A 13,196-nucleotide genomic window follows, 5' to 3' on the forward strand; every position below is an offset into this window, starting at 1 on the left:
CATCGTGGTAACGCGCCCTTGACGCAATCTGCACAACTTTTCACAACCGCTGGGCGTACAGACGAAAGCGCTTTGCCCATCAGCGAAAAATGCGACTACTCTTTTCTACCGAGAATGTTCTGGAGGTGATCATGCGGCTCAATGAATACGAACACGAACTTCAACGCGACCTGCAAAGCGTTGCATCGGACTTGAGATGGTCGGCGGTCGACCTGAAGCGTATTGCCGAACAACTGCGCAAATCCGGCAACGAGGCGGATGCGCAATCCGTGCTGAGATCCTGCGAGGTGCTGCAAAGCGATGAAGAACGACTGCAACTCTATGCCAGGGAAGTGAAAGCCCGCGCCATCAGCCGAACCAAGGTCCACTGAGACCACCCTCCCCCAAAACAGAAGCCCCGACAATTGCCGGGGCTCTTTCATTGCAGCCGTTCAGTCAGTGGGTTTGGTGACTTTGCGCGCGCGTCGAGCGTTTTTTGTAGCCAGGCAGTGCGGCGGCGTAGGCCAGCGCTTCCTCCCGGCTGCCAAACGACGCCAGTCGATCGCCCTGGGTGCAAACCCGCCATGGGCCATTGTTCACGCTAAGCACGTCATAGCCGTTCATGTGCATCTTGTTCAACATCGGCATGCTCATGGACACCTCCATTTTTGCTAACGGTCAGATCCCGCTTCACGCTTTTACCTTACACCTTGATGCGCCAAAAATGCCGACCGGGTGTCGCAAGCCGCGCCCGTCATGGTTCTGGCACTTTTCGCCGCCGCGAACGCTCCAAACTCCAATGAAACCTTTGCCGCAAGCTTCGGCTCAAATATTGCAGTTTTATTTCTTTTTTGTGACAAGCAGTAAACAGGTATCAGATGAAAGTACGCGCAACCGTCATATGCGAGCAGGATCGCCACATCCTCCTGGTGCGCAAACCCCACTGCCGCTGGACATTGCCCGGCGGCAAAGTCGAGCCCGGAGAAACCCGCGCGCAAGCCGCCGTACGCGAATTGCAGGAAGAAACCGGCCTGAACGCCGACGACGTGTTGTATCTGATGGAACTGCAGAGCGGCAGCACGCGGCACCATGTCTACGAAGCGTCCGTGCTGGACTTCGAGCAAGCGCGACCGCAGAACGAGATCATCGATTGCATCTGGCATCCGCTGGACGCAGTGCGCAATCTGCACACCAGCGAGGCGACGCTGCGCATCGTTCAAGCGTTTCAACGGCGTTTATGACGCGTTAACCAGCGAACGCTCGGCGGCCGGCGCTCATTTCGGTGCGTAATTCACCGATGAAGTTGGAAATGTCACGAATCGTGACGAGGTGTTCCGGGGAGACGCCATTCAACAGCAACTCGACTCGCCCGCTGTCCGGCTCATACACCTTGATTTGCAATAGCCCCTGCGTGCTCGGGATGCAATCGCACTTGAACGCAGGAAAGCCGGATTCGACAATCCGGCAGATATCGTCAATGGCAAGCATGAGTGGACGCCTCGCAGGCGGTGGGTCGGTCGACTCGTAGAGCATAGATGAGCAATTTGTGTCTCGCCTGACACAAAAATGCCAACCCGATCACAACTTTCAAGCACGCCGTCAATGCGCGTCATGATCCCAGATCCAGTTCCACATCCCCGGCAAATTCACCGACTCCGAACTGTTCTCCACGGTGCGCGCCAACGCGGCTTTCTCAAGTTCAGCGTGATCATCATAAAAAGGCTTGTCCGCCAGCTTCACGCCCGTGGCAGCGGCGCTATCCAGCAGAATCTGCAGGTATTCGCGGGTGTGCCGCGCGGTATAGCGGTTGAGATCATGAAACGTCACCACGACCGGGATGACCCCGTCCACGGCGGGCAATTCGCCAAGGGCAATACGTTCACGGACTTCCGATAACTGTCGCAGCATGTTGGCCCGACGTCGCGGGCTGGCATTGAAGCCCCAGATCTTGCCGTCATTGGCGCTTAAATCGGTGAGCAACACATGCAAGCCATGCTGCTGATAGGCGGCGAAGGTACGTTTGTCGTAATTCCAGAACGGCGGGCGCAGCAACTTCGGCGGCGCGCCAGTGATGGCAGCGATATCAGCCGTGCCGTTGGTCAGCGACTCTTCGAGTTCTTGCGGGTCGAGCAAGCGATGATTGGTGTGCCAGTGGGTGGCCGTGTGAAACGCCAGTATGTGGCCCTCCTCATACTCACGGCGCATGATGCCGCGACCGATGTCACTGTTGCCCGCTCGCGGTGCACGCATCTGCACGAAGAACACCGCTTTGATATTCGGCATCAGCGCATTGTCCTTGAGACCGTCGAGCACCGTGGCCGACGGATTCCAGAAACTGGATGCGCTGGGGCCGTCATCGAACGTCAACAGGAAGCGCACCGGTGCCTGGGCTTTCAGGCGCGTTTCGGTTTGCGCGGTCATTTCGATCGGGGCGGCGATACAACCGGCCAGCCCGAGAGCAATCAGCGCGGCACAAAGAAGTTTGAATCCGGATGTCATGTTTTGCCTTGAGCACGGCGGCTGCCGTCATGTGATCGATTGGCAAAACTCCCTCGCCCTTATCCATCCCTGCGCTCGGATATTCGAGCCGAGGTTGGATAAGGTACACAGGGTTTGGTTCCGGCGCTCGCTCAGTGAGCCAATGCCTGCTGAAAAGACGTGTCGATAATTCCGGCGGTGGCCAACGGAGCCGGTAGCGCTTTCACTTTGAACAGGAAGTCGGCAGTGCTTTGCAGATCCGTCGCCGCTTGCGTGTCCACCGGCCCGACCGTCATGTGCGCCTGACGCAACCAGTGGCGCGACACCTGCTGATCGAGATTGGCTTTCTTTGCCCACAGATCGGCGTATTCGTCCGTATGGCTGTCGACCCAGGCCCGCGCCTGTTTCAGACGTCCGAGAAAATCCGCGATGGCTGCGCGTTTGCTATCAATGGACGGTGTCGACGCGGCGATTGCACTGAGGCCCGGCATCAGGTTTTTTGCGGTCAGGATCGGCCGAGCGCCGGAGAACACGATTTGCTGGGAAATGTACGGTTCCCACACCGGGAAAGCGTCAATGCTGCCCTGTGGCAGGGCTGCGGCGGCATCGATAGGCATCAACTTGACGAAGTCGACGTAGTTTTCCGGCAGACCGCCCTGCTCCAGGGCGCGCAAGGTCAACTGCTGACTCCAGGCGCCGGGCCAATAAGCGACCTTCTTGCCCTTCAGGTCGGCAATGGTTTTCACCGGAGAATCCTTGGGCACCAACAACGCAATGGTGTCCGGATTCTGCCGTGATACGCCGATCAATTTCACCGGCGCCTGTTTGGCGGCCAGAAACAGAAAACCGGAATCGCCCAAAAAGCCCAAATCCAGCGAACCCGTTTGCAAGGCTTCCGCCAAGGGTGCAGCGGCCTGGAAGTGCTTCCAGTCGACGGTATAAGGCGCGTCTTTCAACACGCCGGATGCCTCCACCGAGGCACGGATGTTGTAGTAGTTCTGGTCGCCGACATGCAGGACCAATGGCTCGGCTGCGTAGGACAGCGGCGAGGTGAATACTGCAGTGATTAACGCACTGCGGAGGAAACGAGAAACCTTCATGGCGAGTCCTGCAAAGATAATTGCATAGACCATAACGCTCTTGATAAACCGTTTTGAAATTCGATAAGTGCATAAGCTCATCACGGTTGATACATGCTGTTTGCTTGGCAACAGTAGCGGATCACACTGTTGCCCACGCAACAGCTGAAATCCTGCACTTGGCGTTAAAACCCTTATAAATCGGCGCTTTCAAGCACATGGCACAGAGCCTGCAATATTCCATTCATGCAGGAAGCATTCGATAAAAATATCTTTTTGGACATAAGAAACCTGTGCCTTTGCCGGAGCGCCCCATGACATCGTTCTTTCCTCGACTCAAAACCCTGCTGGCTGCCAGCGCCATGGTGCTGAGCCTGCAACCGCTCGCCCACGCCGCTGAAACGGCGCCAGCAGAAGTGCATCTCGACTACGCCTATTACTCGCCAGTCAGCCTGGTGCTCAAGCACTTCGGCTTCCTCGAAAAAGCCTTGCCGCAGACCAAGGTCAGCTGGGTACTGAGCCAGGGCAGCAACCGTTCGCTGGAATACCTCAACAGCGGCGGCGTGGATTTCGCTTCCAGTGCCAGCCTCGCCGCGGTGCTGAGCCGCGCCAACGGCAGCCCGATCAAATCGGTCTACGTTTATAGCCGCGCCGAATGGACTGCACTGGTGGTGCGCAAGGATTCTCCTTACCAGACCGTCGCCGACCTCAAGGGCAAAAAGATCGCCGCCACCAAGGGCACCGACCCGTATCTGTTCACCCTGCGCAGCCTGCAACAGGCCGGGCTGAAAAAAGATGATGTCGAATTGGTCCATCTGCAGCATCCGGACGGCCGCACCGCGCTGGAAAAAGGTGATGTCGACGCCTGGGCCGGACTCGATCCGCACATGGCCGCCAGCCAGGTTCAGGCCGGTTCGCGCCTGCTCTATCGCAACCCGGCGTTCAACAGCTACGGCGTGGTCAGCGTCACCGAGCAGTACGCCAAAGAACATCCGCAGACCATCGACACCGTGATCAAGGCTTACGAACAGGCACGCGACTGGGCGCTGAAAAATCCCGATGAGTTCGCCGCCCTCCTCGCCAAGGAGTCCGGCTTGCCGCTGGATGTGGCCAAGTTGCAACTGTCGCGCACCGACCTGAGCAGCCCGCAACTTACTCAACAGGACATCAGCGCCTCCAAGGCAGCGGCGCCGATTCTGGTCTCCGAGGAACTGGTGCGCCGTGGGGTGAATGTCGATCAAGTCATCGATCAATTGCTCGACAGCGGTGTGCAGCAAGCCGTCGCCCACCAGTAACCGATCAGCCTCACGACAAATCCGCGCCCGTCGCGGATTTGTCGTGAGCGGAGCCAAAACCATGACCACTCACAGCAAAGACTTGCCCGCGCCACTTGCCGTACCGCGCCAGCGTCCTGCGAGTTTGAATCCGACGTGGCAACGCCGCGGCAAAGGCCTGGCCCTGCCGCTGCTGATCATCGTCGCGCTGGAAATTATCGTCCGCATCGGCTGGCTGCCGTCCTACCAGATGCCGGCGCCGAGCGAGATCGCCCTGACCCTCACCGACCTCGCTGAGGGCGCGCTGTGGAAACACATCGGCGCCAGCCTGATTCGCGTGTTGCTGGGGTTTGCCATTGGCGCCAGTCTCGCGCTGGTATTTGCTGCCTGGGTTGGCTTGAGCCGCGAAGCCGAGGCTTATCTGGAACCGACCTTTGCCGCCCTGCGTTCCATTCCAAGCCTGGCCTGGGTGCCGCTGCTGTTGTTGTGGCTGGGCATCGACGAGACGTCGAAAATCGTCTTGATTGCCATCGGCGCGTTCTTTCCGGTGTACGTCAACGTGGTCGCGGCCATTCGCAACATTGATCGCAAACTGGTGGAAGTCGGGCGCATCTATGGTTTCAGTCGCTTGCAACTGGTGCGACGAATATTGCTGCCGGCCGCCCTGCCCGGCCTGTTCACCGGGCTGCGCAGTGGCATGAGCCTGGCGTGGATGTTTCTCGTCGCGGCGGAGTTGATCGCGGCCACCAAAGGCTTGGGCTATCTGCTCAGTGACGGCCGGGAAACCTCGCGGCCGGACATCGTACTGGCCGCGATCATCGTGCTCGCCTTGCTCGGCAAACTCAGTGACGGCTTGCTGGCCATGCTCGAACGCCGCTGGTTGAACTGGCGCGACACGTTCACCGGGCAGGACGCCAGCGACTAAGCTGAACTCTCCAACCGGAGATTCAGCCCATGTGCGGAAGACTCTCGCAGTACCGGGGCATTCACGACTTCGTCGCGGTGCTGAGCATTCCCGACGCGTTGATCAATCACGTCGGCGACGCGACGCTTGATCGCTATAACGCGGCGCCGACCACCGCGCTGGCCGTCCTGCATCAACATGGGCAACACCTGCATGCCGACACTCTGCGCTGGGGCTGGCGCCCGCATTGGGCCAAGGATCGCCCACCACCGATCAATGCCCGGGTCGAGAAAGTCGCCCATGGCCCGTTCTTCCGCGCGATCTGGCGACATCGTTTGATTGTGCCCGTGGACAACTGGTTTGAATGGGTCGATAGCGCAGACAAGACACGACAACCATGGCTGATCCGTCGCGCGGATCACGAAGCGGTTTTCTGCGCAGCCATCGGGCAATTTCCGACAGCCGAAACGCCAGCTCGGGATGACGACGGTTTCGTGATCATCACCGCCGATGCTGTCGGCGGCATGCTCGATATCCATGATCGCCGACCCGTCGTGTTCCGCGCAGACTTGGTGCATGAATGGCTGGATCCTGCGACACCCGTTGAGCGCGCCGAGCAAATGCTGCTGTTCGAAGGTGAACGCAGCGAAGTGTTCGAATGGTACAAAGTCGGCAAAGCTGTCGGTAACGTACGCAATCAGGGTGCCAGTTTGATTATTCGGCAAACTTAAACAATTGCCGACTTCATGCGTTTATCAATTGTAGGAGCTGCCGAAGGCTGCGATCTTTTGACACTTGCTTTCTCAGAATCAAAAGATCGCAGCATTCGGCAGCTCTTACAGGTGACGCGTGATCGTTACAACAACTGTTTCATCTTTGAGACGCTGCAAATAAAACACACGTTCGAATGAACTAACCGCCTGTCTGACATTTCAACCGTCATACATACATTTATATGCACTACGGCTAGCATGCGCGCCGCATTTCCATTTGGTATACCAGTTGACCAAAGAGTCAACAAACCAGGAACCCCCTAACGTCTACAAGCCTTGCAGAGAAATAAGTTGCGCGACGATTTTGCAATCAAACAGGTCAGCGGCCTGGAGTGTATTTATCTGTCGATGACAGAACGCTTTGAACTCGACTGTTTTATCGGCCACTACATCAAGACCCGAAACCTGCGTTCCGTACCTGATATCGAACGCATCCTGCGCACCACCCTCGAAGGGTATCCTGGCCACGCGCCGGTGATGGTCAACGAGCTGAATGCGTGGATTGATCGAACCTTGGGATATCGGGCCACACACCCCGATTTCACGCAGTTGGACGATCTCTGAACCACAAAAAAGCCCTGCATTTGCGGGGCTTTTTCGTAGAAGTCACTCAAAACTTGCGGTCAGGATCGGAAAGCTCTCGGCCATCATCGTGCTTCCAGGTCTGTTCCTTGTGCTTTTCACGCTCTATTTCTTCTTGCGTCGGTTCGTCCGTATCTTCGTCATCCGTGTCTGGATGCTTTTGCTCAGTCGCCATGCGCACCTCCCGTTATCAGTAAACCTCCATCCCGGAAGCGTAGAACAGACAACTTACAACCACCAGCGCAGCAAAAAGAAGAACGCCATGCTCAACAGCATGCTGAGCAAAGTATTGCGCGTGTAGATCACCAGTGCGATCGCCACCAGCGAACTAAGCAGATAAGGATTATCCCACTGCAGATTCAGCTGTTTGTCGGGCATGAAGACAATCGGCCCACAGATAGCGGTCAGCATCCCCGGTACCGCAAACCCGAGAAACTGCCGCGCATTGCTGCTCAAACGCACCGGCAAACGCGGTTCGAGAAACACGTAGCGGTTGAGAAACACCAGAAGCCCCATGCCGAAAATCACCGCCCAAACCATCATGTGCGCTCCCGATACAGCTTGTTGCAGATAAACCCTGCGGTCATTCCGGCCAGTCCGGACAACACCAGTGCCGAGCCCCATTGCCAGTAACTGAACAGCACCGAACAAAACAGCGACACCGCCACACACACCAGCGTCGGCACGTTCCGCACCACTGGCGTGATCAACGCGATAAACGTGGCGGCAATCGAGAAGTCCAGCCCCAGGTGCTCAAGCCCCGGAATGCTGCTGCCGAGGACAATGCCGGCCAGGGTGAACAGGTTCCATGCGATGTAGAACGTCAGGCCGACGCCCAGCGCATACCAGCGATTGAATTGTTGACGATCATGTTGACTGGTCAGTGCAAACAACTCATCGGTGAGCAAAAAACCCAGACCTATGCGCCAGCGCCCCGGCAGCGGTGAAATGACCGAACGCATGCTCATGCCATACAGCAAGTGCTGCGACGTCAGCAGCAGCGTGGTCAACAGAATCGAGAAAATCCCCGCGCCGCCCTTGAGCATGCCGATCGCCACCAATTGCGCCGCCCCGGCAAACACAATGCTCGACAAGCCTTGGCCTTGCAGCGGTGTGAGATTGGCTTCGATCGCCATGGAGCCGGCCAACAGCCCCCACGGCGCGGTGGCCAGAGACAACGGCATGATTGCCGCAGCGCCGCGGAGGAACGCACTGCGCGGCATAAGAGAATCAGACATAAACGTTCTTCAACCAGGAAAACGGTCGAAGACTGTGCCAGCCGTTTCGCCTTTCTGGCTTGAACAATCTTGCGCACTTGTGGGAAATCGGCCGGATGCGCGCGCAATTCGCTGACTTTCGCACTGACCTTTGATCCCCTGACCGGCGTAACATAGTGCCATTCACAATTGCGTCAGGGAGACGACATGCTGTACCGAATCGCAGCCGACGGGCTGGTGCTGTTCCATTTGTGCTTCATTTTGTTCGTGCTGTTTGGCGGGCTGCTGGTACTCAAATGGCCGCGTTTGATGTGGCTGCATCTGCCGGCTGCTGCTTGGGGGGTGGCGGTCGAGGTGCTGCATCTGACCTGCCCGCTGACGTACTGGGAAAACCTCATGCGCCACGCGGCCGGGCAGACTGAATACGCCGGCGGCTTCATCGAGCATTACATCTGGCCGATCATCTATCCGGCCGGGCTCACCCCGCAGATTCAACTGGCGCTCGGCAGCGTGGTACTCGCGGTCAACCTGCTGGTTTACGGCCGTTTAATCCGGTCGTGGAAACTGCGCCGCGCACTGTAATCAGCGCGCCGTTTGCTTCAACGCCTCCAGCCAGGCCGGATCCAGGCGCGTCTGCTCGGTATCGAGCCCCAGCGCCTGCATCCGCTCCTTGTGTGCTTCAGCTTCCCGCCACAATTGCCCATGATCACTGGAGTTGCCATCCAGTTCGTGCATTTGCGTCAATCCCAGATGGTAGAAGCGCAGAACCTTCATCGCCGTCGGATCATTCTGTTCCACGGCTGCGGTCACCTGATGCATCACATTGGTGATGCTCATCAGGTTGCGCTTGAGTCGCCAGCTGTAGACGGCTGGCGCCATCCAGCTCTGATTCCAGAAGCGCCCGCGCAACAGCGCAGCCGTCAGCAGAAACGCCACAAACACCCCGCCGACATTGAAGCGCAGGTTATCGCCGCCAGGCTCGCCGAACAGCGCCACCGCGACGCTGGAAAACAGCATCGCCAGCACCAGGAACAGCACGGCGATGATGATCGTGCTGCGTCGCGTCTGCTGGCGAAAGGTGGCGGCGTCCATCGGCTGAATCTCGAACATCACAAATGACTTCCTTGAGCGACAAAAGGGCTAACTGAAAAAACCGGCCGGCGCATTATCGCCTCTAGCGCGGATTTAGCTATGCTGGGGCTCCTTTTCATCTTTTCAGCGTCCAACGGGGACATGGCGGTACAGCGCAGATCGTGCCATCTTCATTCATGGATACACACTATTCGGATGCCATCGCCTAGTCTTGAGATGACATCGTTTTAAGGATCATTGCATGACCCAACGACACGTAATCAATGCCTCGGTCAGCCCGAAAGGCAGCCTGGAAACCCTTTCTCAACGTGAAGTTCAGCAACTGAGCGAAGCCGGATCCGGCAGCACCTACACCCTCTTCCGCCAGTGCGCCCTGGCCATCCTCAACACTGGCGCCCATGTCGATAACGCCAAGACCATCCTCGAAGCCTACAAGGACTTCGAAATCCGTATTCACCAACAGGATCGCGGCGTACGCCTGGAGCTGCTGAACGCGCCGGCCGACGCGTTCGTCGACGGCGAAATGATCGCCAGCACCCGCGAAATGCTCTTCAGCGCCCTGCGCGACATCGTCTACACCGAAAACGAACTCGACAGCCAACGCATCGACCTGACCACCTCGCAAGGCATCAGCGACTACGTTTTCCACCTGCTGCGCAACGCGCGCACCCTGCGCCCGGGCGTCGAGCCGAAGATCGTCGTGTGCTGGGGCGGTCACTCGATCAACACCGAAGAATACAAATACACCAAGAAAGTAGGTCACGAACTGGGCCTGCGCAGCCTCGACATCTGCACTGGCTGCGGCCCCGGCGTGATGAAAGGCCCGATGAAAGGCGCGACCATCGCCCACGCCAAACAGCGTATTCACGGCGGGCGTTATCTGGGTCTGACCGAACCGGGCATCATCGCCGCCGAAGCGCCAAACCCGATCGTCAATGAGCTGGTGATTCTGCCGGACATCGAAAAACGTCTGGAAGCGTTCGTCCGTGTTGGCCATGGCATCATCATCTTCCCAGGCGGTGCCGGTACGGCGGAAGAGTTCCTCTACCTGCTGGGCATCCTGATGCACCCGGACAATAAAGGACTGCCGTTCCCGGTGATCCTCACCGGGCCGAAACACGCCGCGCCGTATCTGGAACAGCTCGACGCCTTCGTCACCGCGACCCTGGGTGAAGCGGCCAAGCAGCACTACGAAATCATCATCGACGACCCGGCCGAAGTGGCGCGGCAGATGACCCAAGGTCTGAAAGCGGTGAAGCAGTTCCGCCGCGAGCGCAACGATGCGTTCCATTTCAACTGGCTGCTGAAAATCGACGAAGGCTTCCAGCGTCCGTTCGATCCGACCCACGAGAACATGGCCAACCTGAAACTGCACCGCGACCAGCCACCGCACGAACTGGCGGCCAATCTGCGCCGGGCGTTTTCTGGCATCGTCGCTGGCAACGTCAAGGACAAGGGCATTCGCCTGATCGAAGAACACGGGCCGTACCAGATCCGTGGTGATGCGGCGATCATGCAACCGCTCGATGCGCTGCTCAAAGCCTTCGTCGCCCAGCACCGGATGAAACTGCCGGGCGGCGCGGCGTATGTGCCGTGTTATCGAGTGGTGGCGTAACTCTTTCGGTTTCCACGCAACACATGTAGGAGCGAGCCTGCTCGCGATAGCGGTATATCAGTCACCTTTTATATTGACTGAACCACCGCTTTCGCGAGCAGGCTCGCTCCCACAGGGTCTGTGGTGTGGCGCAAATGGTATTTGCAACCTGAATCCCCCTGTGGGAGTGAGCCTGCTCGCGAAGAGGCCTGAAAGAACACCATCAACCTCATCCCACCAACCGCGCCGCCAACGCCTTGGCCTGCAACGCCACATCCGTCACCGCCGTACTCTCCCACCACATCCCGCGTAACGGTGGTCCCATGGCAAACAACCGGCTAGCCGCACGCCCCTCGGCATCCAGCACCGCGCCATCCACCGCCGCCGCAATCCCCAACGCCAACGGTCCCGGCTGCACCAGACCGCGCGCCAGCACCTGCTGCGGCAACGGTCGCGCTACCCGGCGCCAGTCGTACTCGATGCCACTGGAGTTGATCAACGCGGCGCCCTGCACCACGCAGGTTTGCGACTCACCGCGACGTCGAATACGAATGCTGACGCCATCTTCAGGGCTCGGCTCAAGCCCTTTGAACGAAGCTGCCTGAATACGCAATCGCCCTTCTTTGTGCAATCGCTCAACCAGCTTCGAGCTCAATGGCGGCGAACGGTGATGATGACTTTCCCACCACGGCCGTACATGCCGTACGAATTGTCGACGCTGCACGTCAGTCGCCTGACTCCACAACCGGGCGATGTGCACGCGGACTGTGTCCAGCGGCGCCTGCCAATCGATGCCTTGGGCCATGGCGTCGCGACACTGCCGACGCAATTCACGCAACAGCTGTCGTGGCGTGCGCAGGCTGTGATCGACGCCAAGAAAATCAACCCAAACCGGTGGCTGTCTGCGCACATGGGGCAACAAACCATGCCGCGAAAACACTTCGATCGGCCCGCGATGCCCGGCCTGCTCCAACGACACCACGGCATCGACCATGGTCAGGCCGGAGCCGATGATCATCACGGTGGATTGCGGATCGAGCTGGCGCATGGCCGCGACATCCCAAGGATCGAGGGCGGCGGCGTTGAGGCCACTGGAGGCTTTCTGCGGAGTTCGTGCGGCAGGGAACATTCCAGTCGCCAGCACTGCACAGGCTCCAGGCAATGACTGACCATTGCTCAGCGTGAGCTGCACCGAATCGGCATCGACCTGCAGATCGACGACCTCTGCACGAATGTGTTCAACGCTCGAACCATAACGCGCCCCGACAGTGCGCGCTTCAGCCAGACGCTGCTGCACATAGACCCCGAACAATCCACGCGGCGGAAACAGTTCGCTGACCGGTACGTTCTGCTCTGCAGACTCCGGCCAGCCTCCGCCGGCAATGTGCTCAGTCAGCCATTGCGTCAGATCATCAGGATTATCCGGATCGACGCTCATGCGCGCCGCATTGCCGTTGAGTGTGTGGCCCAGCTCGACTGCACTGTAGGCCTCGCCGCGTCCCAATTCATTACGCGGCTCAATGATCAGGACCTTGCGCTGGCCCGGCAGACGCAACAATTGCACTGCCAGCATCGTGCCGCTGAGGCCACCGCCGATAATCAGGATGTCTGCACTCTGACTCATCAAATCACCACATTACGCACAAACCGCGCCGCAACATCGCCATCATTGCGATAGGAGTGCGGCTGGTTACTGGCAAACATGAAAAACTCCCCAGTGCCGATGTGCTGCGGCTGGTCGCCGAGCATCAGCGTCAGGCAACCTTCAAAGACGAAAATCTGCTCGCTCCAGCCCTCGGCATCCGCTTGCGACGGGTAGACCTCGCCCGGTTGCAGACACCATTCCCATTGCTCGACTTCGCGCGTGGCCGTGGCTTTGGAGAGCAGCACCGCTTTGCTGCCCGGGATCGTGCCCGCCCATGCCACCTCGTTGATGCGGCTTGGATCACGGGCATCCGGCGCCTGGATCAGATCGCTAAACGCCACATCAAGCGCTTCGGCAACGCGGTCGAGAGTGGTCAGGCTGACATTCTTTTCGCCGGCCTCGATCGCCACAAGCATGCGTCGACTGACTCCGGATTTTTCCGCCAGCGCGGTCTGGCTCATGTCGGCGGCATGACGCAGCCGCCGGACATTCAGGCTGACGTGTTGCAGAACGGAGGCTCGTTGACTGGAATCTTTGTGCACTATATTGCTCACTCGCTGAGGTTGGGCAGTATACTGC

Annotated in this window: 18 protein-coding genes; 8 read left to right on the forward strand and 10 right to left on the reverse strand. The window is 58.6% G+C overall.

The genetic code is table 11. From position 1 onward, the window contains the following. Positions 1-131 precede the first annotated feature (131 nt). Positions 132-371, forward strand: coding sequence for a hypothetical protein (locus KBP52_RS06050; RefSeq protein WP_007910805.1), 240 nt, complete (start codon positions 132-134; stop codon positions 369-371). 64 nt (positions 372-435) lie between these two features. Here the strand turns inward: KBP52_RS06050 and KBP52_RS06055 are convergent, their stop codons facing one another. Beyond that, on the reverse strand, positions 436-633 hold the full coding sequence (locus KBP52_RS06055; protein WP_212622359.1) for a DUF2188 domain-containing protein: 198 nt from the start codon (positions 631-633) through the stop codon (positions 436-438). Between the two features lie 224 nt (positions 634-857). Here KBP52_RS06055 and KBP52_RS06060 point away from each other — a divergent pair, with 224 nt between their 5' ends. Further along, the gene (locus tag KBP52_RS06060; protein WP_212622360.1) at positions 858-1,220 is read left to right on the forward strand and encodes an NUDIX hydrolase; all 363 of its coding nucleotides are present in this window, start codon (positions 858-860) and stop codon (positions 1,218-1,220) included. Positions 1,221-1,224: 4 nt separating this feature from the next. On the opposite strand, the gene KBP52_RS06065 is transcribed toward KBP52_RS06060, so the two are convergent. From KBP52_RS06065 to KBP52_RS06075, 3 genes are all read right to left on the reverse strand, one after another. Beyond that, complete coding sequence (locus KBP52_RS06065; protein WP_016983016.1) at positions 1,225-1,467, reverse strand: DUF1652 domain-containing protein; 243 nt, start codon at positions 1,465-1,467, stop codon at positions 1,225-1,227. 111 nt (positions 1,468-1,578) lie between these two features. Beyond that, positions 1,579-2,478 carry a polysaccharide deacetylase family protein gene (locus KBP52_RS06070; RefSeq protein WP_212622361.1) on the reverse strand — a complete coding sequence of 300 codons (900 nt, stop codon included), beginning with the start codon at positions 2,476-2,478 and terminating at the stop codon, positions 1,579-1,581. Between the two features lie 131 nt (positions 2,479-2,609). After that, positions 2,610-3,557, reverse strand: coding sequence for an ABC transporter substrate-binding protein (locus tag KBP52_RS06075; protein ID WP_137217323.1), 948 nt, complete (start codon positions 3,555-3,557; stop codon positions 2,610-2,612). Positions 3,558-3,850: 293 nt separating this feature from the next. On the opposite strand from KBP52_RS06075, the gene KBP52_RS06080 reads away from it, so the two are divergent. The 4 genes from KBP52_RS06080 (at position 3,851) to KBP52_RS06095 (ending at position 7,051) form a co-directional block, all read left to right on the forward strand. Next, positions 3,851-4,831: an aliphatic sulfonate ABC transporter substrate-binding protein gene (locus KBP52_RS06080; RefSeq protein WP_137217322.1), complete on the forward strand. Its 981-nt coding sequence runs from the start codon at positions 3,851-3,853 to the stop codon at positions 4,829-4,831. Positions 4,832-4,892: 61 nt separating this feature from the next. Beyond that, positions 4,893-5,735: an ABC transporter permease gene (locus KBP52_RS06085; protein ID WP_077573337.1), complete on the forward strand. Its 843-nt coding sequence runs from the start codon at positions 4,893-4,895 to the stop codon at positions 5,733-5,735. 29 nt (positions 5,736-5,764) lie between these two features. After that, positions 5,765-6,445 carry an SOS response-associated peptidase gene (locus KBP52_RS06090; protein WP_212622362.1) on the forward strand — a complete coding sequence of 227 codons (681 nt, stop codon included), beginning with the start codon at positions 5,765-5,767 and terminating at the stop codon, positions 6,443-6,445. A 333-nt stretch (positions 6,446-6,778) separates the two neighbouring features. Continuing rightward, positions 6,779-7,051 carry a hypothetical protein gene (locus tag KBP52_RS06095; protein WP_077573339.1) on the forward strand — a complete coding sequence of 91 codons (273 nt, stop codon included), beginning with the start codon at positions 6,779-6,781 and terminating at the stop codon, positions 7,049-7,051. 46 nt (positions 7,052-7,097) lie between these two features. On the opposite strand, the gene KBP52_RS06100 is transcribed toward KBP52_RS06095, so the two are convergent. From KBP52_RS06100 to KBP52_RS06110, 3 genes are read right to left on the reverse strand one after another with little or no spacing between them, the layout of a single operon-like run. Then, a complete protein-coding gene (locus tag KBP52_RS06100) occupies positions 7,098-7,244 on the reverse strand; it encodes a hypothetical protein (RefSeq protein ID WP_174244442.1) in 147 nt (48 codons plus the stop codon). Positions 7,245-7,297: 53 nt separating this feature from the next. Beyond that, a complete protein-coding gene (locus KBP52_RS06105; protein WP_185057851.1) occupies positions 7,298-7,609 on the reverse strand; it encodes an AzlD domain-containing protein in 312 nt (103 codons plus the stop codon). Beyond that, positions 7,609-8,307, reverse strand: a complete 699-nt coding sequence (locus tag KBP52_RS06110) for an AzlC family ABC transporter permease (RefSeq protein ID WP_212622363.1) — start codon at positions 8,305-8,307, stop codon at positions 7,609-7,611. Before KBP52_RS06110 ends, KBP52_RS06105 begins: the two co-directional genes overlap by 1 nt. A 186-nt stretch (positions 8,308-8,493) precedes the next feature. On the opposite strand from KBP52_RS06110, the gene KBP52_RS06115 reads away from it, so the two are divergent. Next, entirely contained in the window at positions 8,494-8,868 is a 375-nt protein-coding gene (locus KBP52_RS06115) for a DUF2784 domain-containing protein (protein WP_077573342.1), read from the forward strand. On the opposite strand, the gene KBP52_RS06120 is transcribed toward KBP52_RS06115, so the two are convergent. After that, positions 8,869-9,396 (reverse strand): DUF3087 domain-containing protein, encoded by a 528-nt coding sequence (locus KBP52_RS06120; RefSeq protein WP_137217318.1) that lies wholly within the window; start codon positions 9,394-9,396, stop codon positions 8,869-8,871. Positions 9,397-9,619: 223 nt separating this feature from the next. Between KBP52_RS06120 and ppnN the strand changes: the two genes are divergently transcribed. Further along, the gene (ppnN, locus tag KBP52_RS06125) at positions 9,620-10,993 is read left to right on the forward strand and encodes a nucleotide 5'-monophosphate nucleosidase PpnN (protein WP_008085844.1); all 1,374 of its coding nucleotides are present in this window, start codon (positions 9,620-9,622) and stop codon (positions 10,991-10,993) included. A 208-nt stretch (positions 10,994-11,201) separates the two neighbouring features. On the opposite strand, the gene KBP52_RS06130 is transcribed toward ppnN, so the two are convergent. Both KBP52_RS06130 and KBP52_RS06135 read right to left on the reverse strand, forming a co-directional pair. Next, positions 11,202-12,596: an FAD/NAD(P)-binding protein gene (locus tag KBP52_RS06130; RefSeq protein ID WP_212622364.1), complete on the reverse strand. Its 1,395-nt coding sequence runs from the start codon at positions 12,594-12,596 to the stop codon at positions 11,202-11,204. After that, positions 12,596-13,159 carry an XRE family transcriptional regulator gene (locus tag KBP52_RS06135; RefSeq protein WP_116029181.1) on the reverse strand — a complete coding sequence of 188 codons (564 nt, stop codon included), beginning with the start codon at positions 13,157-13,159 and terminating at the stop codon, positions 12,596-12,598. The genes KBP52_RS06130 and KBP52_RS06135 overlap by 1 nt, the downstream gene beginning before the upstream one ends. Between the last annotated feature and the right edge of the window lie 37 nt (positions 13,160-13,196).

Origin of the sequence: Pseudomonas sp. SCA2728.1_7 (genome assembly GCF_018138145.1) — a bacterium.
Classification (GTDB): Bacteria; Pseudomonadota; Gammaproteobacteria; order Pseudomonadales; family Pseudomonadaceae; genus Aquipseudomonas; species Aquipseudomonas koreensis_A.